Source organism: Alcanivorax sp. (assembly GCF_017794965.1).
GTDB lineage: Bacteria > Pseudomonadota > Gammaproteobacteria > Pseudomonadales > Alcanivoracaceae > Alcanivorax.
In genome coordinates, this window is record NZ_CP051240.1 from 2265460 (window position 1) to 2290562 (window position 25103).

Here is a 25103-nt window from a genome sequence, read left to right on the forward strand (position 1 = left end):
GTTTTGAGTAGTCATGTCATGGCAGACGAAAACTTGCTCGCACCCTGCCCGAATTCGCCCAACTGCGTGTCCAGCCTGAGTGGCAGCAAGGACCATTGGGTGGCACCTCTTGAGGTATCAGACACCCGCGACACCAGCCTGCAGCGCGTCCAGTCCGTACTCGATTCACTGCCCCGGGTGGACTACGACGTGGTTGGCCCGGCCCGCATTAACGCCCGGTTCAAGAGCATGGTGCTGCGCTTCACTGACGACGTGACCTTCTATGTGCGTGAGAACGGCACGGTTGAGGTCCGCTCCGCGTCCCGCGTGGGTTACTGGGATTTAGGTGCCAACCGTCGTCGGGTAGAATCCCTGCGCGAGAAGCTGGCAGAGATGCAATCCAATGACCGAAGCGCACGACTCGACAACGAATCCGCCCCTCCAGTGGGCTGATATCGGCGTCAACCTGACCGACAAGCAGTTCCATGATGACCGCGAAGCGGTCATCGCCCGGGCCCGTCAGGCCGGTGTTGACTGGCAACTCATTACCGGCACCAGCCTTGACGAGTCCCGCGCGGCCATCGCTCTGGCAGAACAGCATGATGACCTGTTTGCCACCGCAGGCCTGCACCCCCACAGTGCCCGCTTTTATTCCCCTGAAATGGAGAAAGAACTCCGCGACCTGCTCCGGCACCCTGCTGTACGTGCGGCGGGTGAAATGGGCCTGGACTTCAATCGGGACTTCTCTCCCCGCGCGGATCAACAAGCCGCCTTTGAGGCCCAGCTGGCACTGGCGGTGGAAGCCGGTCTGCCGGTGTTTCTCCATGAACGGGATGCCCACGAGCGCTTCCAGCCAATCCTGAAAGCCTTTCGTGATGATCTGGTGGGTGCCGTGGTGCACTGCTTTACCGGCTCAAAAGCAGCCCTGTTCGATTATCTGGATCTGGATTGCCATATCGGCATTACCGGCTGGGTGTGTGATGAGCGTCGCGGCAAGGCGCTTGCGGAGCTGGTGCACAGTATCCCGGATAATCGCCTGCTGATTGAAACTGACGCCCCCTATCTGCTGCCCCGGGACTTACCGGAACCGCCCCCGAAAAAGCGCCGCAATGAACCCTCAATCCTGCCGTGGATCGGCCAGCGCATCGCGACGCTGCGCGGCCAGGACGTCGAAGCGGTGGCGGCACTAACCAGCGCCAACGCCAGGACGTTGTTTGCTGCTCGGTAGAGAAGCGTTTTACCACAGGGAGCACAAAGGGAAATGCTATACGCCTCACGCAACAGGCTCCACGCTAAAGCCTAAGCATGCAGGACCGCACTTCCACCCGCGGTAGGCGCGCCGGTTATTCGCTTCGCTCGGTGAGGTGCGAACACCAGTCTTGGCGACGCTTACCACAGAGCGGAAATTCTCAGGCCATTGGCGCCACGGCGGAGACAGGCCTTCGCCTGTTTCCGCCCTACGCACAGATCCAGGTTATCGCATTGGACGGGCACATTCGCTCTGCAAGCTGAGGCTCCTGCAAGAAGCCACCCGCAGTTTTTTCTCTCTGTCCTCTGCGGACTCTGTGGTGAGAATGCTTTTGATCTGACCTTGTCAGGCGTGATCGCTGCGCCAGTGGAAATCCACTTTCAATGGGGGGATCACCTCGCCTTCCGGCTGGCCGACCATTTCTGCATGGGCAGAATGATGAAGCAAGGTGGCCTTTGGTGTGGAGACGTGGCTGAGCTGGTTGTTGGCGTGCTCCGGTCCGTTAAAGCGCTGAATCTTGCCATTCTGATCAGTGACCCAGAACCACTCACCGTCGAGTCTCACCCGCACGGTACAGACGGAAAGGCAGGCCGAGGTAATCTCGATTTCTTCTGCCTGACGCTTTTTCAGTTTGCTGGCTGTGATTGTCTTCATGAGGACAGGATTACCTCAGGATTGTGAATCCTGCGTCATGAGAGGGTGGTCTTTTTTTTGGTTCATCGCGGATTTCGGGGAAAGCCCAAACTTTCCGCAGGAGCGTCGCTGGCGGCGCGATTTCAGACCGGGCTCAAAAACGTTTTCATCACAGGGATCACTGCAACCTCAGTTCGGGAGCGGTTGCCAGAAGCTTCGTTCAGCAAGCTGAATCTCCCACCGGGCAGCGATTTCGCCCGGGCGAAGTAAAGCACAGGAATCGCGCCGACACCGAGCGCAGCGAATAATCGGCGCTCCTGTAGCTAGAGCCAGTGCGACCCTGGATGGTTTTGGCCTAAGCGTGTTGCGTGCAGCGCCTAACCTTTCTGCAAAAACGCCTGTACATCCAGTAATCCGAAAGGCCAGGCCAGTTCGTGGCCCTTGCGGGCCAGCACCGGGATACGTTCGCCATACTGCGCAATCAGATCATCTTCTTCGGCAACATCCACGGATTCAATCTCCACATTGGGATTGACCATCACCAGCATCTCTTTTGCCTGTTCACAAAGATGACAACCGAGGGTGGTGTACAACACAACGGTCATGGTTCCTCCACATGACGGATGGCATAGAGCACATGGATCTTGTCGTTGCGACGGAAGTCCTCCGGAATACTCCAACGGGTCAGATCTTCCACGTCGTACCACTTGGTGATGGATTCATCCAGTTTGAAGCGCCGGTAGTTACAGGAGAAATAGAGCACGCCACCGGGCTCGAGGCGACGCATGATCTTGCGAATCAGGTCCCCGTGATGCTCTTCCACCACAAAGTCACTACGCGACTTGTTGTTGGAGAAAGTGGGCGGATCGCAAAACACCAGGTCGAACTGCTCTTTGCACTCATCCAGCCAGCGCATGGTATCTGCCCGCTCCAGGGCATGCTGGTCGGTAGAGAAGCCATTCAGGGCCAGATTACTGGCCGCCCATTCCAGATATTTCTTCGAGGCATCAACCGTGACGGTACGCTTGGCACCACCCACCGCGGCATGCACCGTGGCCGAGCCGGTGTAGGCAAACAGGTTGAGGAAGCGTTTGCCGCTGGCCTGCTCGGCAATGCGCAACCGGATCGGTCGATGGTCCAGAAACAGGCCCGTATCCAGATAGTCCTGCAGGTTCACCAACAGCTGTGACTGTCCTTCGCGTACCGGACGGTAATGCCCCTGCCCGTCCAGTTTCTGATACTGTTGCTTGCCCTTCTGACGCTCACGGGTACGCAGGTGAACCTGCTCCCGATGCACACCCAATGCTGCGCGCACCGCTGTCACCGCCAAATCACGGCGTTCACGTGCTTTCTCCGGATCAACGGTCTTGGGGGCCTTGAATTCCTGTACCAGCACCTGATCCCCGTAGATGTCCACCGCCACATTGAATTCGGGTAGATCCCGGTCATAGAGGCGGTAGCACTGGATGTCTTCCCGCTCCAGCCATCGCCTCAGGTGCTTGCCGTTCTTCTTCAGCCGGTTAACCAGTGGCATGGCCTGCTCAGGCACATCGAAGGCCACACTGTCCGCCACTTGCACAACCTGGGCGGGTTGCTGCGGGCGTGGTGTATAAAGACGAATAAAATTGTTGAACGGGCCGTTCTTGAGCCGCCACTGGCTCTCCAGGTTCATCCCCGAGCGGTCCATGACCTGGGCGTCGGCCCCCAGCAGGATCACCTGCCAGCCTGGCGCCAGTCTGGCCATCATTCGGCCCAGCCCCAGGTGCAACCAGCCAGCCTGGTCTTGTTCGTCCAGACGCTCGCCCCAGGGCGGGTTCGTCACCATCACCCCCGCTTCTGCCACATCCCGGGGACGCAATGCGCCCAGCTCTCGGCGTTCAAAGTGGATAGCACTACGTACCCCTGCTCGCTCAGCATTTTGCTGGGCCAGCTGGATCGCTTTCAGGTCCGCATCAAAGCCTTTCAGGGACAGTGCCGGTACCGGTCGGTCTGCACTGGCTGCAGCTTCATCCATAGCCGCTTGCCACAGCTGCCGACGGCAGCCGCGCCAATGCTGAAAACCATAGTGGCGGCGCTGCTGACCAGGGGCCCGGCCCGCCGCCATCCAGGCGGCTTCGATCAACAGGGTACCGGAGCCACAGAACGGGTCCAGCATGGCGCCGGGGCGATCCGCCTTGTGCCAGCCCGCCGCCCACAACATGGCGGCAGCCAGGGTTTCACGCAGTGGTGCCCGGCCACCGGCCAGCCGGTAACCGCGCCGATGCAAAGGATCACCGGCCAGGTCCAGCCACAGGTGGGCCTCATTCTGATCCAGTCGGGCACGAATACAGCAACTCCCCCGCAGATCCCGGGAAATGGCAAACTGCGGCGGCAGTGCCTGGATAAAGCGCTTGGCGCTGATGCGATTGTCTCCACGCACCCCGGCACCATGCTCCACATTCACGTGGATCGGTGCACCGTTGCCTACCAGTGACAGCCAGTCCTGGCTGGCCGCCAGCTTCTCCGGTGCGATGTCCGGTGTTACCCCCAGTGTGGCCAGCGGTAACAATACCCGCTCGGCAAGGCGTGACCACAGACAAACCCTGAGTGCATCGGCGGTGCCACCGGAGAATTCCACATGAGCCTTGCCCGTCTCCGTTACCGTTATCCCCAATGCGCTCAGCTCGTCGGCCAGCAGGGGAGCAATCCCGGGCATGCTGGTGGCAACAAATTCCATTATCTCTTCCTCATAAGTGACTGTTTTGTGCAATCACGAAATTTAAATTTCCAGCATTTTCAGCAAGTTACACAAACTGTCATGGCACTGTCCTTTAGACGTCATATGCTTAAAGAACAGCGCTGATATTGCTACTTGGTATTCGACACTACTCTAGCCGTTTTCCATACTGATTTTGTCGACCCCGGAAGTGAAGTCCAAAACACAACGGGCCTGTTCGCATTGCCCGGGGTTATTTCTTTTTTGTACCGATGTATGTGAAAGGATAAGCGTCTATGAAGCGACAAAAACGAAACAGAGACGACCGCGCCTACAACAAAGGCTACAACGCTGGCCTTGATGGTAAATCCCGTGAAGACTGCCCCTTCGGCTCACTTCAGGCCCGAACCAACTGGATGGGTGGCTGGCGTGAAGGTCGCACCAACCTCGCTCAAGGCATGCTGGGTGTGGCCAGCATTCAGAATCTGAAGAATATCGGTTAATTCATCCCAAGTTCATCCAAGCCGACGCGCTCGTCGCGCCGACCCACAGGGCCCCACCAGGGCCCTTTTTAATTTATACGCGCAGGCAGGAAGTCGGCGCAGCAAGACGACCGGAGGAAGATCCTTGTTTAGCGGCCTTTTCGAGCCTGGAGCTCCCTGATCACCCTGGGAGGATTTCGTGCTGCGCACGGTTCGCCCAGGCAAGCTGGGCTCCTACAAAACCCGAAACGAGCGAAAAGCCGCTGTAGGAGCCCAGCTTGTCTGGGCGAATTCGGCCTTGTAAACAGCTAAACACCTCTGGCTCCCTTTTCGGGTTTCCCTGGCCAATGGGGAATTGCGCGTACGTCTACTTCCAGGCCCGAGCAATCTTGCTGATCAGGCCGGGGCCCTGGTAGATCAGGCCGCTGTAGATCTGGACCAGTTCGGCACCGAGTTTTTTCTTGGCCAGGGCATCTTCTGCACTGTTGATGCCACCTACCCCGATAATCGGTATGCGGCCGTTAAGCGCCTTGCTCATGATGTCCAGAGCCTGGTTGGCGATGGGGGTGAGGGGCGCACCGCTGAGGCCACCCTGTTCCTCGCCGTGGGGCAAACCCTTGACCCCTTCCCGGGACAGCGTGGTGTTGCCTACGCAGACACCATCAATGCGATGCGCAACGAACGCTTCGGCCATGGCCTGAAGCTCTTCCTCGCTATTGTCCGGCGCGATCTTGATCACCAGGGGGACCTTTCTCCGGTGCTGTTCGTCCAGACGGTCCTGGGCCTCTCTCAGGGTGGCCAGCAGGGTATTCAGTGCATCGCCATGCTGAAGCTCCCGTAGACCCGGGGTATTGGGTGAAGAGACGTTGACCACCAGATAAGTCGCGTAGGCATGTACTTTCTGCTGGCAGATCAGGTAATCATCCACCGCATTCTCAACCGGGGTATCCTTGTTCTTGCCGATATTGATACCCAACACACCCTTATAGTGACTGTGCTTGACCGCATTGACCAGGTAATCCACTCCCAGGTTGTTAAACCCCATGCGGTTGATAATGGCGTTGGCCTTGGGCAGCCGGAACAGACGCGGTTTCGGATTGCCTGGCTGCGGGCGGGGCGTAATGGTACCTACTTCAATAAAACCGAAACCCAGGTCAGCCAGACCATCGATGCAGTCGCCGTTCTTGTCCAGCCCGGCCGCCAACCCTACCGCATTGGGAAACTCGATCCCCATCACCTTCACCGGGGCCGACACCTGGCCTCCCGGCCACAGCTTGCCGGTCCGCTTGCGAAGCATGGCCAGCGTCAGGTCATGGGACTGTTCCGCGGAAAGGGTAAAAAGCAGGGGTCGGGCAAGGGAATACAACATGAGGGAATCCGCAACTAGTGAGCTGGCGGCATTATAGCCAAGGGGGCCGGTGACTTCGATGGTTTGTGTCGGACGAAGAGTCGCGGCACGGTTTACGCAACAGCCATCACGCAAAAGCTGAAATGCGTCGCCGCTTCCAGGGTCGGACTGGTGGCGCGTCCTTTGTGGGAGCCGGCCTGCAGGCGATGTATTGGGTCTGCGCCTGCTCGACATTGAGCACGTGTTGTAGCGCCAGGTGCCGGATGGATCCCCACGGCAGTGTGGGAGCGTGCCTGCACGCGATGGCTTGGGTGAAGATCGCCTGCAGGCAGGCTTGTATGGGGGCGGTGTTGGTGTTGGTGCTGGTGCTGGTGTTGGGCTTTGGGCGTCTGGCGTCTGGCGTCTGGCGTCTGGCGTCTGGCGTCTGGCGTCTGGCGTCTGGCGTCTGGCGTCTGGCGGGATGATGACCTACTTGTGTGACGAGGCAAGCTCGTCATCCCTGCGGGACGCCTTCGGCGCACCAAGCTGGCACCTGCGGTGCATCGCTTGTCACATGGCGACTTTGTCGCGAGGTAGGGAGAGGAGTTCACCGTATCCACGTGCTTCGCTTGCGAAGCCGAACAGCCGCTTTTCAGGCTGGCCCGAAGGGTGAGCGCAGCGAATCAAATATAAAAAAAGGCCCGTCAGCATAATGCGCTGAGGGGCCTTCTTTTATATTTAAGAGCCTGACGATGACCTACTCTCACATGGGGAAGCCCCACACTACCATCGGCGATATGTCGTTTCACTTCTGAGTTCGGCAAGGGATCAGGTGGTTCCAACACTCTATTGTCGTCAGGCAAACTGGTTTGGTTTTCCTGATGAGATCAGGAGGACCAAATAAGTTGCCTTACCGGTCGACGACTCGACTGACCGGCAAAGCCAAATTGGGAACGAGAAGTTTGCTATTCACTGTAGCAAGCTGACTTCTGACACACTGTCTTTACGCTGTCCTGTGGCCTGGAGCCAAGGGACTGCTTTGGTGTTATATAGTCAAGCCTCACGGGCAATTAGTACGGGTTAGCTTCACGCCTTACAACGCTTCCACACCCCGCCTATCAACGTTGTGGTCTTCAACGGCCCTTCAGGGGAATCAAGTTCCCAGGGAGATCTCATCTTGAGGGAGGCTTCCCGCTTAGATGCTTTCAGCGGTTATCCCGTCCGAACTTAGCTACCCGGCAATGCCACTGGCGTGACAACCGGAACACCAGAGGTTCGTCCACTCCGGTCCTCTCGTACTAGGAGCAGCTCCTCTCAAATCTCCAACGCCCACGGCAGATAGGGACCGAACTGTCTCACGACGTTCTAAACCCAGCTCGCGTACCTCTTTAAATGGCGAACAGCCATACCCTTGGGACCGGCTTCAGCCCCAGGATGAGATGAGCCGACATCGAGGTGCCAAACACCGCCGTCGATATGAACTCTTGGGCGGTATCAGCCTGTTATCCCCGGAGTACCTTTTATCCGTTGAGCGATGGCCCTTCCATACAGAACCACCGGATCACTAAGACCTGCTTTCGCACCTGCTCGACTTGTAGGTCTCGCAGTCAAGCACCCTTCTACCTTTACGCTCGTTGCACGATGTCCGACCGTGCTGAGGGTACCTTTGTGCTCCTCCGTTACTCTTTGGGAGGAGACCGCCCCAGTCAAACTACCCACCACACAATGTCCCCGACCCGGATAACGGGCCTGGGTTAGAACCTCAAACATGCCAGGCTGGTATTTCAAGGACGACTCCACAATGACTGGCGTCACTGCTTCAAAGTCTCCCAGCTATCCTACACAAGCAGGCTCAAAGTCCACTGTGAAGCTGTAGTAAAGGTTCACGGGGTCTTTCCGTCTAGCCGCGGGTACACAGCATCTTCACTGCGATTTCGATTTCACTGAGTCTCGGGTGGAGACAGCGCCCCCATCATTACGCCATTCGTGCAGGTCGGAACTTACCCGACAAGGAATTTCGCTACCTTAGGACCGTTATAGTTACGGCCGCCGTTTACCGGGGCTTCGATCAAGAGCTTCGCCGAAGCTAACCCCATCAATTAACCTTCCGGCACCGGGCAGGCGTCACACCCTATACGTCCGCTTACGCGTTTGCAGAGTGCTGTGTTTTTAATAAACAGTTGCAGGGGCCTTTTCACTGCGACCGCCGATAGCTTAGGGAGTAAATCCCATCACCGTCAGCGGCGTACCTTCTCCCGAAGTTACGGTACCACTTTGCCTAGTTCCTTCACCCGAGTTCTCTCAAGCGCCTTAGAATACTCATCCCAACCACCTGTGTCGGTTTGGGGTACGGTTCCTTATAACCTGAAGCTTAGAAGATTTTCCTGGAAGCATGGCATCAACCACTTCCCGGTCACAAAGGACCAGTGGTCTCGACTCTCAGCCTTAAGAACCCGGATTTGCCTAAGTTCTCAGCCTACAGCCTTTCCCCGGGACAACCAACGCCCGGTAGGCATAGCCTTCTCCGTCTCTCCATCGCAGTTATAAGAAGTACAGGAATATTAACCTGTTTCCCATCAGCTACGCATTTCTGCCTCGCCTTAGGGGCCGACTCACCCTGCGCCGATTAGCGTTGCGCAGGAAACCTTGGTCTTTCGGCGTGGAAGTTTTTCACTCCCATTATCGTTACTCACGTCAGCATTCGCACTTGTGATACCTCCAGCATGCTTCTCAACACACCTTCACAGGCTTACACAACGCTCCCCTACCCAGTGACATAAGTCACTGCCGCAGCTTCGGTATCCAGTTTTAGCCCCGTTACATCTTCCGCGCAGGCCGACTCGACTAGTGAGCTATTACGCTTTCTTTAAAGAGTGGCTGCTTCTAAGCCAACCTCCTAGCTGTCTGAGCCTTCCCACATCGTTTCCCACTTAACTGGAATTTGGGGACCTTAGCTGGCGGTCTGGGTTGTTTCCCTCTCCACGACGGACGTTAGCACCCGCCGTGTGTCTCCCGGATAGTACTCACTGGTATTCGGAGTTTGCATCGGTTTGGTAAGTCGGGATGACCCCCTAGCCGAAACAGTGCTCTACCCCCAGTGGTATTCGTCCGAGGCGCTACCTAAATAGCTTTCGGGGAGAACCAGCTATCTCCGAGCTTGATTAGCCTTTCACTCCGATCCACAGGTCATCCGCTAACTTTTCAACGGTAGTCGGTTCGGTCCTCCAATGCGTGTTACCGCATCTTCAACCTGCCCATGGATAGATCGCCCGGTTTCGGGTCTAATCCCAGCAACTCAACGCCCTATTAAGACTCGGTTTCCCTACGGCTCCCCTAAACGGTTAACCTCGCTACTGAAATTAAGTCGCTGACCCATTATACAAAAGGTACGCCGTCACCCTACAAGAGGGCTCCGACTGCTTGTACGTACACGGTTTCAGGTTCTATTTCACTCCCCTCTCCGGGGTTCTTTTCGCCTTTCCCTCACGGTACTGGTTCACTATCGGTCAGCCAGGAGTATTTAGCCTTGGAGGATGGTCCCCCCACATTCAGTCAAAGTTTCACGTGCTCCGACCTACTCGATTTCACTTGATCAGATTTTCGGATACGGGGCTATCACCCACTATGGCCGGCCTTCCCAGACCGTTCTCCTAATCATTCACAAGCTTAAGGGCTAATCCGCGTTCGCTCGCCGCTACTGACGGAATCTCAATTGATTTCTGTTCCTAAGGGTACTTAGATGTTTCAGTTCCCCTCGTTCGCTTCACATACCTATGGATTCAGTATGTGATACCTGCCTTATGACAGGTGGGTTTCCCCATTCGGAAATCTCCGGATCAAAGTCTGTTTGCCGACTCCCCGAAGCTTATCGCAGGCTACAACGTCCTTCATCGCCTCTGGCTGCCAAGGCATCCACCGTGTACGCTTAATCACTTGACTATATAACCCAAAACAGTCTCTTCATCGTTGACCTCTCGACCAACAACTCCAATCCCGTCCAGGCTTTTTCATCGTGATAACGATTCACCATAAAGACACAAGTGTCAGAAAGTCTCTAACGCTTGCATTCTCAATGAATACTTGGACTTCTCATTTCCCAAATTGTTAAAGAGCTTCTCATATCATCAAATATGAGACCGATTAAAAAACCGGAAACAAATAATCCGACTCTCTTCACAAGGAAGGGGAATCACTTGTTTCCGGCTTCTTGCCGGCAACTTTAACCAACAGACAAGCAAACGTGTGGGCCCTGAACAGGACGGAGATCTTTGTCGTTAAGGAGGTGATCCAGCCGCAGGTTCCCCTACGGCTACCTTGTTACGACTTCACCCCAGTCATGAACCACACCGTGGTAATCGTCCTCCCGAAGGTTAGACTAACTACTTCTGGTGCAATCCACTCCCATGGTGTGACGGGCGGTGTGTACAAGGCCCGGGAACGTATTCACCGTGGCATTCTGATCCACGATTACTAGCGATTCCGACTTCATGGAGTCGAGTTGCAGACTCCAATCCGGACTACGAACGGTTTTAAGGGATTTGCTTGGCCTCGCGACTTCGCTGCCCTCTGTACCGCCCATTGTAGCACGTGTGTAGCCCAGGCCGTAAGGGCCATGATGACTTGACGTCGTCCCCACCTTCCTCCGGTTTGTCACCGGCAGTCTCCCTAGAGTTCCCACCCGAAGTGCTGGCAACTAAGGACAAGGGTTGCGCTCGTTACGGGACTTAACCCAACATCTCACGACACGAGCTGACGACAGCCATGCAGCACCTGTCACTGCGTTCCCGAAGGCACCAATCTATCTCTAGAAAGTTCGCAGGATGTCAAGGCCTGGTAAGGTTCTTCGCGTTGCATCGAATTAAACCACATGCTCCACCGCTTGTGCGGGCCCCCGTCAATTCATTTGAGTTTTAACCTTGCGGCCGTACTCCCCAGGCGGTCTACTTATCGCGTTAACTTCGTCACCAAGAATACTAAGATCCCCAACGACTAGTAGACATCGTTTACGGCGTGGACTACCAGGGTATCTAATCCTGTTTGCTCCCCACGCTTTCGCACCTCAGCGTCAGTGTCAGTCCAGGAGGCCGCCTTCGCCACTGGTGTTCCTTCCGATCTCTACGCATTTCACCGCTACACCGGAAATTCCACCTCCCTCTACTGCACTCTAGCCTGCCAGTTTCAAATGCAGTTCCCAGGTTGAGCCCGGGGCTTTCACATCTGACTTAACAAACCGCCTACGCGCGCTTTACGCCCAGTAATTCCGATTAACGCTCGCACCTTTCGTATTACCGCGGCTGCTGGCACGAAATTAGCCGGTGCTTCTTCTGCAGGTAACGTCAAGTACTCACCGGTATTAACAGTAAGCCTTCCTCCCTGCTGAAAGTGCTTTACAACCCTAGGGCCTTCTTCACACACGCGGCATGGCTGGATCAGGGTTGCCCCCATTGTCCAAGATTCCCCACTGCTGCCTCCCGTAGGAGTCCGGGCCGTGTCTCAGTCCCGGTGTGGCTGATCATCCTCTCAGACCAGCTACGGATCGTCGCCTTGGTAGGCCTTTACCCCACCAACTAGCTAATCCGACGCGAGCTCATCCATCTGCACAAGGCCCGAAGGTCCCCTGCTTTCCCCCGTAGGGATTATGCGGTATTAGCTCGAGTTTCCCCGAGTTATCCCCCACAAATGGGCAGATTCTCACGCGTTACTCACCCGTCCGCCGCTCGACGCCTGGTAGCAAGCTACCATCGTTTCCGCTCGACTTGCATGTGTTAGGCCTGCCGCCAGCGTTCAATCTGAGCCATGATCAAACTCTTCAGTTAAGAAAAGCGTTTAAAGTGGCCTCTCATAGAGAGGAGCACTTAATGCATGCTCAGTTCGTCATCTGAATTAACAAAAACTTTGTTGACTCGTTCAGAACTGAAATCTTTTAAAGATCTCGTCCCGAACAGGTCCCACACGTTTGCTTGCCTGATTGTTAAAGAGCGTCTCGTCCGGCGCCGCGCTTCGCGTTGTTGCCCCGTCGAGGAGTGCGCATTCTAGGGATTTTTCCGGGGGCGTCAACACCTTTTTGCCCCTCATGGGCAAGAAAGTGAAATTTCCTTCAATCAGTCGATTTTCTGATCATTTTTGGACCAAAACGCCGGCCGATCAGGCCCTTTTCCGCTCAGGTTCGCGCCTGCCGGTTGGAGCGTGCCGCATGTTGCGTGAAGCCTGTTGCGGCCGTGAAGCGGCACAAAAAAAGCCCGGCTTACGCCGGGCTTGCACACACAACCAACGAAATCAGCGCGCCGGTTATTTCGCGGCGCTGGCCGGCTTGAGCAGGAAACGACCCAATGCCGGGAGTAACCACAGGGCACCGATCATGTTCCACAGGAACATAAAGGTGAGCAGGATGCCCATGTCCGCCTGGAACTTGATGGAGCTGAACACCCAGAAGATCACGCCTACTGCCAGGGTGATACCGGTGAATGCCACCGCCTTGCCCGTGGTCTTCAGTGTCTCCTTGTAGGCCGACTCCAGATCCATGCCCTGCTTCAGGTACTCGGACAACTTGCTGTAGATATAGATACCATAGTCAACCCCGATGCCAACGCCCAAGGCGATCACAGGCAGGGTCGCCACTTTCACCCCGATGCCCATCTGCGCCATGAGCGCCTGACAGAGGATAGAGGTCAAGCCCAGCGGCACGATGATACAGATCACAGCCCGAATAGAGCGGAAGGCAATCAGCACCAGCACGGAGACCACTGCGTAGACCAGGGCAAGCATTGGATACTGGCTGGCTTCGATGGTCTGGTTGGTGGCTGCTTCCACACCCGCATTCCCGGAGGCCAGCTTGAACTCGATGACATCCGGGTTGTTACGGGTCTCGGAAAAGTCCGCCACGGCCCGGGTGACCCGGTCCAGCGTCTCGGCCTTGTGGTCATCCAGGAACACGTAGATGGGCGTCAGGGAACAGTCCAGGTTGTAAAGGCTGTCCGGCATGAAGCTCATTACGTTGTTGAGTGCATACTGATCCCGGGAAATGGTGGCCCACTTCATGGAGCCCTCATTCATGTTGGTGGAGATCATCTTGGTGGCCGAGGCAATGGTCACCACGTCCTGCACGCCTTCAACATTCTGCAATGCCCACGCCATGTCATCTGCAGCCTGCATGGCCTGATAGGTATTACAGGCCTCCTGCGGCGTCTTGCCCATCACCACCAGTACATCGGCGCTGACCGAGTAGTTGGAGACCAGGAAGTTCACGTCATGGTTGTAGCGATAACGGTCCTTGGGCTCGTAACCACGGGGGCAGTCCATATCTTCACACGGGTCCGGCCACAGTTCCGGCGCCCCCTTGTCCAGGTCACCAATCTTGAGTTCCTGGCTCAGGTAAATACCACCGGCATAACCGACCACCGCCAGCAGCACCGAGGCCGCTGCCATACCCGGGCGGGTAAAGCGGGCAAAAAGCCCCGCCAGGGGATGATCTTTCTTTTCGCCAGCCTGGATCTTGCGTACCGCAGCACCGCTCACCCCGAAGTAGGACAGCAGCATGGGCACAATGATCAGGTTGGTGATAATAATCACCGCCACACCGATACTGGCCGCCATGGCCAATTCACGGATCACACCAATATCAATGATGTACAGGGTAAGGAAACCGATAGCATCAGACACCAGCGCCACCATGCCCGGCACCATCAGTGACTGCAGGGTGGATTTGGCGCCATCCAGCGGCGACAGGCCACCGGCCACATTATTGGCCAGAGTATTGACGATCTGCACCCCGTGAGACACCGCAATGGCAAACACCAGGAACGGTACCAGCATGGAATAGGGATCGATGGTAAAGCCCAGGGAGCTGACGATCCCCAGCTGCCAGATGACCGCCACGAAGGAACAGGCGGTAACGGTGAGCGCGCTGCGGATACAACGGGTATCGAGCAGCAGCAGTACCGCGATCAGGCCCAGCGTCAGGAAGAAGAACATGGCCACTTCCTGGGCCGCCGACATCACGTCACCGGCTTTCTTGGCCAGCCCGACAATGTGAATACGCACATTGGGGTACTTGTCCTGATAGGTCTGACGGATCTCTTCCAGCTTCGCTGACAAGGCGGGGATATCCACGCCATCGTCACCCAGCGCATCCAGCAGGTAGGCATGCACAATGCTGGACTGGAAGTTGTCCGCCACCAGCCGGCCCACCTGGCCGGAACGCAGCACGTTGGTGCGCAGCTGCTCCAGGCTCTGCTCAGTGCCATCGTAACCGGCAGGAATCACTTCCCCACCCTGGAACCCCTGCTCTGTTACCTCGTTCCAGCGAATGTTGCTGGTCCACAGGGAACTGATCTTGCTGGGGTCGACCCCCTCAAGCGCGAACACCTCATCGGTGATCTCCTTGAGGGCCATCATGTAGTCATCGTTGAAGATGTCCTCATCCTGGGTCTCCGCCACGATCAGACGGATATCGTTCCCCAGACTAAGGTCATTCTTGTGCTCGAAATAATTCTGGATATAGGGATGGTCCAGCGGAACCATCTTGCTGATATCGGTGTTCAGTTCGATCTTGGACGCCTGAAACCCCAGCAGTGCCGTTAACGCCACGAAGAGGAACAGCACGACCATGCGCGCCTTGAACAAGGCGCCGGCAATGTTTTGAGAAATGCTACCTGACATGCTGAGCCCCTTATTTCACGTCTTCAATCACGCGCAGACCACCCTGACCAGCGACCAGGATGCCGCCGCCCTCAAGGGGAAGCACTGCGGAGATGGATTCACGGCCCGGCAGGTACCGCAAGGAGAAATTCTTACCCTGATCGTGACTGGTGAGAATGCCGCCGGCATTGGTGACCAGCACCACGGTGCCATCCTCCAGCACCGCACCATCGTTCACGCCTCGGGACAACCCGCTGGGCACCTTGCTCCAGCTGACACCCCGGTTGCCTGTGAGCCAGATATTGCCCTGCAGGCCATACGCCAGCGCCTTGGCATCAGAGAGCGTAATGGCACCAAAGAAGGTACCGCTATAGGGGCTCTTGACACGCTCCCAGCTGGCACCCTGGTCCATTGAGCGGAACATGGCGCCCTTCTCACCCACCAGGTAACGGGTGGAGGTATTGGCCGCCGCAGTCATGTCATACAGATGCCAGCCATCACCGTTGTTAAGGCCTTCCAGATTCTTGGACCAGTTGGCGCCGCCATCTGTGGTTTCCAGATAGTACCCATAACCACCGACGGCAACGGCACGGTCACGGCTTTCGCAATGCACGTCCAGTAGCGGAGCACCGGAGGTGTCAACCGGCCCGGCACTGCCGCCCCCCACATCCGCGTAGGGGTCATCACTGTACATGTCGTCCCCGTAAGGATCGTCACTGTAAATATCATCGGCATAAGGATCGTCCGCATAGGGATCGCCATAGAGATCATCCATGGACAGATCATCCACAGCGATGTCGTCATCACTGCTGCCATCATCGCCAGTGCCATCGCCACCCAGGGGGTCACTGTACTGCAGGCTCCAGGTCTCACCGCCGTCGGTGGTGCCCAGCACCAGAGCATCGTGGCCCACGGCCCAGCCATGGCGAGCGTCTGCAAAGCAGACACTGGTCAAGAGCACTTCTGTCGGTGAGGCCGCCACTTGCCAGTGTGCGCCCTCATCGTCGGAGTAAAGAATCTTTCCACGATCACCCACGGCAACAATACGTCCGCCTGCATCTGCCAGATCCAGGAAACTGTTTGCCTTCACCAGTGGGGAATCGCTTGCAACAAATTCTGCCTGCGCAGTTGCAGACAGCGCGGCCGAAACGGCCAAAACCATTATTTTTTTCATCGTCCCATCTCTTCCCGAGGTTCTGAACCAGAACCGAGCACAAAACGACCGGGAGCCATGCGGGTCCCGGTCGTCCTGTTATTGCTGCCGCTCACACGGCAAGCATTGTTACTTCATTAACCACGACCACGACGACGCAGTGCGGCCGGATGGAAGTAGCGGTCATCCGGTACCGGCTGGCTGTAGTCAAGGATCGACGGTTCTTCGTTATCCAGGAACTGTACGTGGTAACGCTGGGCACGCAGATCGTGGAAGACATCCAGCGCAGTCCACTGTGCCGGCACTTCGTAGTAATTCTTGATGTAAGCCAGGCTGACACGCCACAGCTCGCCACGACGGTCGTACTGGTCGATGGCGGCGATCTGCCAGGAGTCTTCATCAATGTAGAAGCGACGCTTGTTGTAGATATGACGCTCGCCGTCTTTCAGAGTCGCTTCCACAACCCACACGCGATGCAGTTCCCAACGCTGATAATCAGCGTTCACATGACCTTTCTGCAGCAGGGTCTCGTAGCTTACGTCCGGGCTATCCATCTTGTAGTTGTTGTAGGGGATGAACATTTCCACCGGCTTGGCGTGCACCAGCTTCCAGTTGTACTTGTCCGGCGCACCGTTATACATGTCGGTGTCGTCGGCGGTACGCAGGCCATCCGCTGCAGCGATCGGGGTGTCATAGGCCAGGTTCGGCGCACGACGAACACGACGTTGACCGGCGTTGTAGCCCCAGGCCTGACGCGGCATCTTCTTCTGATCCTGCATTTCGTGTACCAGTACCGCACCACCGGCCAGACGTGCCGGCGCCTTGGTGAAGGACAGGTAGTAGAACAGTACGTTATCCAGAGTCTCGTAGTTGTACTTCGGATCGTAGTAACGGAAGTAGATCTCCTGCTGGGAGGTGATCAGGGAGTAGGCACCACTGCGCTGTACTGCCACTTCGGAGGCACGACGCACCACGTACAAACCACGCCAGCGCAGGATGTGGTTCCAGATCGCCTGCAGGGCCTGGTCTTCGTTAGGACCGCTGAGAATCGGGAACGGAATACCACCGAAGGTATCCTTTACGCCGGTCTCACCCAGCTCCGCCTTGGTGGCATTGCTCTTGGTGTTGTCGTAAACCCACTGCGGCGCAGAGGTAGAGCGGTGGCTCGGGTACACATTCAGTTTGAAGGTATCCGGATAGGTCTTGAGCATGGCCTGCACGCCATCCGGCACCTTGTCGGCATACTGCTCTACATTCTGTGCGGTAATGGTGAATACCGGCTTTTCGCTGGCGTACGGGTCCGGATGGTGCTGCCCCGGACGGGTGTAGCTCTTGGGAATGTCGTTGCGCTGAATACCGCCAGTCCAGTCCGGAATGCCCAGACCCGTGGAGATGGCCTTGCCGTTGCCTTTCACCTGGGCACCGAACGGGGTGAGGCTCTTGCCAAGTTTGGCGGCCTCGGAAGCAGGAACGGCCGCCTGTACATTGGCCGCCACGCTCAGAGACAGCGCCAGTGCGCTGCCCATTGCGGTCAATTTCTTCAACATGATTGCTCTCCGATAAACCGGGCCGCAACGCGGCCCGCAAAAAATTTAGAAAGAGTACTTAACAGAAACCGAAGCATTGTTTCGGTCGGCCAGTTTGTTTGAGTAATCAGCACCCCAGAAGGTGGTACCGGACATGGCCACTTCCAGGTTGTTCAAGTACACAAAATTCACACCCAGAGTGGCTGCTTTACGGCCTTCCATGAAGTTGCCACCGATGGGGGAATTGCCATCCACGTCGTGGGCAATACGTACACTCGGACTCATGGATACACCCGCAAAGACATTACTGTAGTCTGCCTTGACCACAGCACGGTAACCCCATGAGGTGGTATCGAGATCATAATCATCTGTCTCGCTACTCTCGACCACCCCATCGCCGTTACCGTTGAGGATGTCCGCTTCGGTACCAAGAATCGCCGCTGTGGAGTTGTAGTACTGATCCGGGGTTTCCAGGCCATCAATATGCTCTACGCCCAGTTCCAAAAGAGCGACAAGACCATCGGAACCAAATGTAGGACCGAAGTTGAAGATGTTCACCAGAGAACCGTTGTAGCTATCTACTTCATCATAGAAGTAATAAAGCTGACCGGCCTCAACACTCCGGGAACCATCGAGACAGCTACCGCCGAGCTCCATTCGCACACAGTGAGAAGTGAAATCAGCGATTGTCGGCGTCGCGTTCACCGCAACACCTGCCAGGTTCTGGATCAGGTTATCACCCACTTCATTGATGATGGCACGGTTAGGCCGATAGGCAATTTCACCCGCGAATGAAACGTTACCCACCGCCGTGTTGAAGCTCGCACCGATCATGTCCTGATCTTCAACGTAGGCCATCTGGTACTCAGTGGTGTCGATAGTCTCCGGCGCTCCAGCAGGACCCGCCGCATTGATCTGGTTCAATCGGGCACCCACGATCGGGGTCTTGGCATGGGTACGGGTGTAATACACCGCGAACTCTGTGCCGTTCAGGCCTTCGGCGAAGTAACGATAGGCCAGACCGAACTGACCGCTCTCGGAAGCTTCCTTGTCACGGATGCGATCCACGGTTACCTGGGTCGCTTCGTACTGGTAATCCGCGCCGTAGGCACTTGCGGTGTAAGCAGCAAATGCTGGCTCGATAAAGCCTGGCCCCGGAACCAGCCCGGCAGCTGCTGCGCTCTGTGCAACCACTCGTCCATCGATAATAACGTGATCAGCCCCTTTGCCAGGGAACGCATCATGGGTAGAGAAGTAGGTGCCCGTCGGAGCATCTTCAGAGTTCTTCCAGTCAAACTGGTAGAAGGCTTCAACGGTGGCATTGAAGGTCAGGCCGTAGGAGAAGTAGAGGCTGTTCAGCGGGAGCAAGGCTTCCTTGATCTCGGAGCCCGGCAGACGCAGGGCATTAAGATCGAAGTAGTTGGCAGTGTTGACACCATTCTGCATGAACAGCGCTTCGCCCCAGTTGATAACCTGCTGACCCAGGCGAACATTCAACGGACGCTCGAACAGGTCAAAGTTACCCCACACATACGCATCCAGAATACGTGCCCGCTCACCGGCATAACGCTCAGCGTCGCTGGTAAAATCATCGCCGATGCCATTGTTGGCGTAGTCAGAGTAGGTAGCATAACGCTGGAAACCCTGGGCGCCCGGGTAAGGCGCGGAGGCAAACAGGTCGCCCCCGTCATGGCCGCCACCCATGATCTGCTGATCATAGAACGCCGTACCGCGCAGGAAGAGGCCGTACTGGCCTTGCCAGTTCAGATCCAGTTCCGGGGTGATCTTGTAGACCAGCGATGCCAGACCGGTATCGAAATTGTTGTTGGCATCGTTCTTGTTGATCTGGGAACCGAAACCCCGACTGGTCATGGCAACCACATCATCGGTGGCGGCCAACATGGCATCCTGGGATTCCGTACGGAACAACGCACCTACCGAAACCGTGGTGTCCAGGCGACCTTGCCAGTCAGAATTTTCAAACCGTAGTTCAACCGCCGAGGCCGGCGCAGAGAGAGCCCCGAGGGCAGTGATACTGGCGACAGCCATCGCCAGCCTGGTTTTACGCAGGTGGTTATTATTCATGTAGCTACTCCGAGTTGCCAAATGGCTTTATTGTTCTTGCTGCCGTGTCCCTATACGGATTCAGATCCCATCTTTCCTACTGAAACACGCCACAGACAGCTAATACCTAATTCTTACACATTGAAACCCAAAATAAATCCCCCCTGAGGAGCGATTTACGACCGGCCGGTCACGTTTTAATTTTGGGCATCTCAATATGCAATTTATGACTATTTTCCAGTCAGGATACGCTCCAGCACCTCTTTCAGATTGGGGGATGCCTGCTCACTGACATCCTGCAGCAGCGTCCGAAAAGCTCCTTGCCGGCCCGGCTCAAGCCGGTGCAGGCGGGCAGCGGCATTGGCGATGCGTGCCGCAATCTGTGGGTTCAGGCCATCCACCGTGGACAAGGCCCGGGCAAACAACCGATAGCCCTTGTCAGTATTGAATGCAGAGGGATTGCTTCCGGCCAGGGCACCCAGTACAGAGCGCACCCGGTTAGGCACCTTCCAGTCAAAATCAGGATGGGCAAGAAGCTGCTCCACGGTATCAATCGTGGCCTCTCCAGGAGCGGAAGCCTGTACCGAGAACCACTGATCCATTACCAAAGCTTCTTCTTTCCATTTTTCGGCGAACTGTTTCAACGCCTGACCGGCGCCAGGCAAACCGTGATGCACCAGGACCCGCAGCGCGCCCAGTTCTTCCGACATGCAAAGCGGTAACTCAAACAACTCCACAGCAATCCTTCCCGCCTCCGGGTGTCCGCCAGCAGCAAGGTAATCCAGCGACAGATTACGCAACTGCCGGCGTCCCATGGCCACACCATCCATCTCCAGTTCGGTAGCCAACAGGTTTTCTGCCAGGGACAGCCAACGGGATTGCAGGGCGACACCCAGTGCTTGCTTTAATTGCTGGTGGGCCACATGAATGACTGCAGGGTCCAGCGGGGAATGACGATCACCCAGCGCCACCTCGGAAGGTAACGTCAACAACAGCGCAGCCTGTGCCGGGTCCTCCCCTGCCCGCTCGATCACCTGCTCCAGCACAGGCGCCAGCACAGCGGCTTCATCTGCCGCCCGTCCCTTGCCAATCACCAGACGATCCAGTGCCGCAAAGTACAAACGCTGGGCAGCAGACCAACGACAGTAACCATCCGTATCGTGGGCCAGCAAGGTGGCCAGCTGATCGGTTGTGTAATCGAATTCCAGCACCACTGGCGCCGAAAAACCACGCAGAAGCGATGGGGTCACATCCGCCTTCACCGGAAAGCGAAATGTCTGCTCCTGTGCATCCAGAATCAGCACCGTTTCCCGCAGGCCGTCACCGTCCAGCGCGACCGGCTCACCCTGCGGGTCCAACAGTGCCAGGCGTACCGGAATGACCAGCGGCAACTTGTCTGTCTGGCCCGGCGTGGGCGGGGTATGCTGCCGAAACGTCAGCACATAGTCGCTGCCCTGCTGCCCTGCCGTCACCGACAGAATCGGGGTGCCCGCCTGGCTGTACCAGCGGCGAAACTGTGTCATGTCATGGCCAGACACCGCTTCCATGCAGTCCACAAAATCATCGCAGGTGACCGCCTGCCCATCGAAACGGTCAAAGTAAAGGTCCGTGGCCTTGCGGAAGTCCTCAGCCCCAAGCAGGTGATACTGCATACGGACAATTTCGGCGCCCTTCTCATAGATGGTCAGCGTGTAGAAATTGTCGATCTTCTGGTATTCAGCGGGGCGCACCGGATGGGCCATGGGCCCCTGATCTTCCGGGAACTGGTGGTTAACAAGAAAATCCACATCGTTCACCCGCTGCACCGCAGCGGAATTCATGTCAGCAGAGAACATCTGGTCGCGGAATACGGTAAAGCCTTCCTTGAGGCTCAGCTGGAACCAGTCACGGCAAGTGACCCGGTTCCCGGACCAGTTATGGAAATACTCATGGGCCACCACGGATTCCACCCGCTGAAACCCCGCATCGGTAGTGGTGGCGGGATGGGCCAGCACGCAGGAGGTGTTAAAGATGTTGAGGCCCTTGTTTTCCATAGCCCCCATATTGAAATGACTCACCGCCACGATCATGTAGATATCCAGATCGTATTCCCGACCATAGGTCTCTTCATCCCAGCGCATGGCGTTCTTCAGGGACGCCATGGCGTGGTCCAGCTTGTCCAGATCCCGGTGTTCGGCGTAAAGGCGCAACGCCACTTCGCGACCGGAGACAGTGGTAAAGCTGTCTTCCAGGCAGGCCAGATCACCGGCCACCAGGGCAAACAGGTAACAGGGCTTCGGGAACGGATCCTCCCAGGTGACCCAGTGGCGATCACCCTCCTCGCCCTGATCCACCGGGTTGCCATTGGACAACAACAGGGGATAACGCTGCTTGTCTGCCCGCACGGTGGTCCGGAAACGGGACAGCACATCCGGGCGATCCGGGAAGAAGGTAATGTGTCTGAACCCCTGGGCTTCACACTGGGTGCAATACATGCCATTGGACATGTATAGCCCTTCCAGGGCGGTGTTGTTTTCCGGATCAATCTCCACGACGGTTTTCAGCACCGCTTGCGGCGGCAAACCTGCCAACGTCAGCTCCCCGTTTTCATACCGGTAACTGCCTTGCTCCAGTGGCTGCCCGTCCAGGGAAAGCGAGACCAGGGTCAGCCCCTCACCATTGAAGACCATGGAATCCGTCTCTCCCGCCTCCGGATTGCGTCGCAATGCGAGCTCGCTGGTGACGGTGGTGACACCCTGGCGGATATCCACGTCCAGCGTCACGCTATCCACCAGGTAGGCCGGGGGCTGATAGTCAGCCAGACGGGTGGTGATTGCAGCAGCGTGGGCAGTTTCCATTCAACAACTCCAGACAAGGAAAGATGCAGACAGTTTAACGCGTCCCCAAAACGACAACACCCCGCCAAAGGCGGGGTGTTGTCGTTTTCAGCGATGAACGAAATATCAGGGCGCTGCAGTCTCGACAAACAGAGACGCGGCACCCTCGCCCGCCGTACCAACAGAAATGCTGGAAGGGTTCAGAACAAAGGTAACCACCTCGGTCTGAAGTTCGCCTGTGGCAAGCGTTTCACCATTGGTAGCCTCGGTTACGCCATCCTCACTGGGGCGCAACAGGGAGCCGTGATGCCCAATAGCCAGATTGATCAGCAGATTCGCAGAGGCCGTCCCCGGAACACTGCTCGGCAAGGAGGCACCAGCAAGCGTCGCCAACGGAGTGGTGCCCGCCAACGGAGCCCCTTCAACGCTGTTCGGGATCACCTTGTCAGCGGTGTAGGTCTTGGTATCACCCAGCGCGCTGGCATCACCTCCACCCACGATTTGCTGCATCAATACCGGCACACCAAGGTCGGACAACGTGGAGGCAAAGTTCACCGGGTCGCCAGAGTCAATGGTGCTCTGAGCGGCATAGAGGAACTTCTCATAGTCCGAGGTGCCTTGGTTGACACCCGCCTGAGCCAGCCCCGCGTTAACAGTGGGACCAAGAGCCAGGGAATTGGAGAGCACCTGAGAGAGCTGACCACCCGCCGCAGACGCCACCACACCCGCAACCGGCTTCAGGTTGCTGGTAAAACCGGCCTGGGCTTCGGCGCCCATCGCCAGCTGGTTCACAGTGGCATACACGGACCCCACAATCCCCCCGAGGGATACACCGACCACTTTCACGTTAGAAGTATCCAGAGTCCCGAGCATCTGCGCGTCCAGATTGGCGCTGATCGCATCCAGGCTGGCGTTCAGGTTAAGCAGGTCCATGACCCCCTGACGCAGGTTGTCACGGGTGTTCTGCAGCACCCCCAGATTGATGAACTGCCCACCGGAGCCTGCAGCATCATTGAAGTGCCGCTCACGGGGCGCGTCTTCACCCAGACCAGCAAAGGCGGCCCCCAGACCCTCGGGGTTTTCCACATTCAGGCCATAAAGCGCAGAACCTGTGTCATTGGTGACACCATGCAGCGGCAAATCAATGGCCACCGTTGCCACACAGGCATTACCCAAGGCGTGAGCGAGCGCAACCACGGAGCTACGATCGCTGGTGATACCGTGAACATAAATCGCCACCGGGTAAGGAGCTGAACAGTTACCACCACCCGCAGCGGACCCGGGCAGAGTCACTTGCAGCGGCACGGTTTCCAGGCTCTGCTCCGTGGCAAACGGGTAGCGGTAGGTAACGTTGGTAGAGCCATCCACATCCTGGGGAACACTCATGCCCAGATTTGCCGCCAAGGTGGCATCGGGCACCCAGCTGTCCTGGGTATAGCTGGCACTGGTAGTGGTTTCAGGGGTGGTCAGGTAATAGGGCAGCTGAATGTAACCGGTATACAGGTTGGCAATATTGGCCGGCAAACCAGTCAGACCACCAATATCGGTAGCGGTTGCAGCCGGAACACCCACCAGTTCAGAGGCAACCGGCGTGGACAGAAGACCACCCGCCTGCAGACCATCAATGTTTTGGGAGGGCACACCAAGGCCCGCCAGACCAGCACGCGGGGCCGCCATACCCACCAACGGCGCAATCGGATCGGTGGTGGTAAAGGTAAAGGAAATAGCCACGCTGGCCTTGGCCGCGTCTACGGGCAACATACCGCCAGACAAGGTCGCCAGAAGACCACTGGCAATGGTTTCCCAGCCCTGAATGGCGCCGCGCACGGCAGCCAGATCACCTGCCACAGCGGGCTCATTTTCACCCAACAGATCGTAGGCGGTAGACGGCTGGATAGGATCACCGTTGGTATCCAGCACGCTATTGGTGACAAAAACCAGGTACTTGCTCTTGGGAAGCAGCGGCTTCAGGGGAGCAATACGGAGCACGTTATCCGTACCGCCATCCAGGGAAACCACGGAGGCGCTGATACCCGTGCTGGCAAAAGCGGCGCTATCAACCCCTACGATATTGGCCGGATCCAGGGCATCGTTTTCGCCAGTATCCAGCGGCACCAGAAATACGTTCGGCAACCCTTCACAACCACCGGGAACACACAGGGACTCCGCATCAATGCTGCCTTCAAAAGCGATATCGAAATAGGCATTGGTGGAGAAACCGTCAATCCCGTTCAGCGCTGCTTCCACCGGATTGGTAGCCACACCCACGTTGGCCGTGCCGTCACTGGTGGCCGCCGCGGCAAAAATCAGGTCTGTATTGAGAGGCAGATCCGAGGTCACCGGATTGAATTTGGGATAAGTACCAAGAGAGGCAGAACCCTGGCTCTGGTCCTCTACGCTATCGCTACCGCCGCCGCAGGCAGTCAGAGCCATAGCAACTGCGACAGGCAGTACTTTCTTATAAATATGCATGTGGTCTCCCGAACCGTTTGTTATTTAATTCTATTACCCAGGGGGCAAAATATCGGTACAGACAGGCAGT

At 56.9% G+C, this 25103-nt stretch carries 14 protein-coding genes and 3 rRNA genes; 4 read left to right on the forward strand and 13 right to left on the reverse strand.

Annotation, left to right across the window (positions count from 1 at the left end; all coding sequences use genetic code 11):
• Positions 1 to 18 precede the first annotated feature (18 nt).
• Positions 19 to 432, forward strand: coding sequence for a DUF1499 domain-containing protein (locus HF945_RS10010; protein WP_290522473.1), 414 nt, complete (start codon positions 19 to 21; stop codon positions 430 to 432).
• The gene (locus tag HF945_RS10015; protein ID WP_290522474.1) at positions 383 to 1207 is read left to right on the forward strand and encodes a TatD family hydrolase; all 825 of its coding nucleotides are present in this window, start codon (positions 383 to 385) and stop codon (positions 1205 to 1207) included. The genes HF945_RS10010 and HF945_RS10015 overlap by 50 nt, the downstream gene beginning before the upstream one ends.
• A gap of 366 nt (positions 1208 to 1573) precedes the next feature.
• Here the strand turns inward: HF945_RS10015 and HF945_RS10020 are convergent, their stop codons facing one another.
• From HF945_RS10020 to rlmKL, 3 genes are all read right to left on the reverse strand, one after another.
• Positions 1574 to 1882 carry a DUF6482 family protein gene (locus HF945_RS10020; protein WP_290522475.1) on the reverse strand — a complete coding sequence of 103 codons (309 nt, stop codon included), beginning with the start codon at positions 1880 to 1882 and terminating at the stop codon, positions 1574 to 1576.
• 356 nt (positions 1883 to 2238) lie between these two features.
• Positions 2239 to 2466, reverse strand: coding sequence for a glutaredoxin family protein (locus tag HF945_RS10025; protein WP_290522476.1), 228 nt, complete (start codon positions 2464 to 2466; stop codon positions 2239 to 2241).
• Complete coding sequence (gene rlmKL / locus HF945_RS10030; protein ID WP_290522477.1) at positions 2463 to 4577, reverse strand: bifunctional 23S rRNA (guanine(2069)-N(7))-methyltransferase RlmK/23S rRNA (guanine(2445)-N(2))-methyltransferase RlmL; 2115 nt, start codon at positions 4575 to 4577, stop codon at positions 2463 to 2465. Before rlmKL ends, HF945_RS10025 begins: the two co-directional genes overlap by 4 nt.
• A 275-nt stretch (positions 4578 to 4852) precedes the next feature.
• Here rlmKL and rmf point away from each other — a divergent pair, with 275 nt between their 5' ends.
• Positions 4853 to 5059 carry a ribosome modulation factor gene (rmf, locus tag HF945_RS10035; RefSeq protein WP_035229665.1) on the forward strand — a complete coding sequence of 69 codons (207 nt, stop codon included), beginning with the start codon at positions 4853 to 4855 and terminating at the stop codon, positions 5057 to 5059.
• Between the two features lie 346 nt (positions 5060 to 5405).
• On the opposite strand, the gene HF945_RS10040 is transcribed toward rmf, so the two are convergent.
• Entirely contained in the window at positions 5406 to 6407 is a 1002-nt protein-coding gene (locus tag HF945_RS10040; RefSeq protein ID WP_290522478.1) for a quinone-dependent dihydroorotate dehydrogenase, read from the reverse strand.
• 281 nt (positions 6408 to 6688) lie between these two features.
• Here HF945_RS10040 and HF945_RS10045 point away from each other — a divergent pair, with 281 nt between their 5' ends.
• Positions 6689 to 6850: a hypothetical protein gene (locus HF945_RS10045; RefSeq protein ID WP_290522479.1), complete on the forward strand. Its 162-nt coding sequence runs from the start codon at positions 6689 to 6691 to the stop codon at positions 6848 to 6850.
• A gap of 259 nt (positions 6851 to 7109) precedes the next feature.
• Here HF945_RS10045 and rrf read toward each other — a convergent pair.
• From rrf to HF945_RS10090, 9 genes are all read right to left on the reverse strand, one after another.
• A 5S ribosomal RNA gene (rrf, locus tag HF945_RS10050) occupies positions 7110 to 7225 on the reverse strand.
• Between the two features lie 189 nt (positions 7226 to 7414).
• Positions 7415 to 10304: ribosomal RNA gene (locus tag HF945_RS10055) — 23S ribosomal RNA — on the reverse strand.
• 336 nt (positions 10305 to 10640) lie between these two features.
• Positions 10641 to 12181 (reverse strand): 16S ribosomal RNA (locus HF945_RS10060).
• The 16S, 23S and 5S rRNA genes sit together here, the layout of an rRNA operon.
• 472 nt (positions 12182 to 12653) lie before the next feature.
• A complete protein-coding gene (locus tag HF945_RS10065) occupies positions 12654 to 15023 on the reverse strand; it encodes an MMPL family transporter (RefSeq protein WP_290522480.1) in 2370 nt (789 codons plus the stop codon).
• Between the two features lie 10 nt (positions 15024 to 15033).
• Positions 15034 to 16176, reverse strand: a complete 1143-nt coding sequence (locus HF945_RS10070) for a YCF48-related protein (protein WP_290522481.1) — start codon at positions 16174 to 16176, stop codon at positions 15034 to 15036.
• Positions 16177 to 16292: 116 nt separating this feature from the next.
• Entirely contained in the window at positions 16293 to 17702 is a 1410-nt protein-coding gene (locus HF945_RS10075) for a DUF1329 domain-containing protein (RefSeq protein WP_290522482.1), read from the reverse strand.
• Between the two features lie 45 nt (positions 17703 to 17747).
• Positions 17748 to 19766 (reverse strand): DUF1302 domain-containing protein, encoded by a 2019-nt coding sequence (locus HF945_RS10080; protein WP_290522483.1) that lies wholly within the window; start codon positions 19764 to 19766, stop codon positions 17748 to 17750.
• Positions 19767 to 19975: 209 nt separating this feature from the next.
• A complete protein-coding gene (pepN, locus tag HF945_RS10085; protein ID WP_290522484.1) occupies positions 19976 to 22582 on the reverse strand; it encodes an aminopeptidase N in 2607 nt (868 codons plus the stop codon).
• A gap of 105 nt (positions 22583 to 22687) precedes the next feature.
• Complete coding sequence (locus HF945_RS10090; RefSeq protein ID WP_290522485.1) at positions 22688 to 25033, reverse strand: hypothetical protein; 2346 nt, start codon at positions 25031 to 25033, stop codon at positions 22688 to 22690.
• Positions 25034 to 25103: the final 70 nt, after the last annotated feature.

Bases quoted from the DNA above. Each gene is read 5' to 3' on its own strand.
- rlmKL (WP_290522477.1), bottom strand. From the start codon at position 4,577: ATGGAATTTGTTGCCACCAGCATGCCCGGGATTGCTCCCCTGCTGGCC.
- HF945_RS10040 (WP_290522478.1), bottom strand. From the start codon at position 6,407: ATGTTGTATTCCCTTGCCCGACCCCTGCTTTTTACCCTTTCCGCGGAA.
- HF945_RS10080 (WP_290522483.1), bottom strand. From the start codon at position 19,766: ATGAATAATAACCACCTGCGTAAAACCAGGCTGGCGATGGCTGTCGCC.
- HF945_RS10020 (WP_290522475.1), bottom strand. From the start codon at position 1,882: ATGAAGACAATCACAGCCAGCAAACTGAAAAAGCGTCAGGCAGAAGAA.
- HF945_RS10075 (WP_290522482.1), bottom strand. From the start codon at position 17,702: ATGTTGAAGAAATTGACCGCAATGGGCAGCGCACTGGCGCTGTCTCTG.
- HF945_RS10045 (WP_290522479.1), top strand. From the start codon at position 6,689: ATGGCTTGGGTGAAGATCGCCTGCAGGCAGGCTTGTATGGGGGCGGTG.
- HF945_RS10070 (WP_290522481.1), bottom strand. From the start codon at position 16,176: ATGAAAAAAATAATGGTTTTGGCCGTTTCGGCCGCGCTGTCTGCAACT.
- HF945_RS10065 (WP_290522480.1), bottom strand. From the start codon at position 15,023: ATGTCAGGTAGCATTTCTCAAAACATTGCCGGCGCCTTGTTCAAGGCG.
- HF945_RS10010 (WP_290522473.1), top strand. From the start codon at position 19: ATGGCAGACGAAAACTTGCTCGCACCCTGCCCGAATTCGCCCAACTGC.
- HF945_RS10025 (WP_290522476.1), bottom strand. From the start codon at position 2,466: ATGACCGTTGTGTTGTACACCACCCTCGGTTGTCATCTTTGTGAACAG.
- rmf (WP_035229665.1), top strand. From the start codon at position 4,853: ATGAAGCGACAAAAACGAAACAGAGACGACCGCGCCTACAACAAAGGC.
- pepN (WP_290522484.1), bottom strand. From the start codon at position 22,582: ATGGAAACTGCCCACGCTGCTGCAATCACCACCCGTCTGGCTGACTAT.
- HF945_RS10015 (WP_290522474.1), top strand. From the start codon at position 383: ATGACCGAAGCGCACGACTCGACAACGAATCCGCCCCTCCAGTGGGCT.
- HF945_RS10090 (WP_290522485.1), bottom strand. From the start codon at position 25,033: ATGCATATTTATAAGAAAGTACTGCCTGTCGCAGTTGCTATGGCTCTG.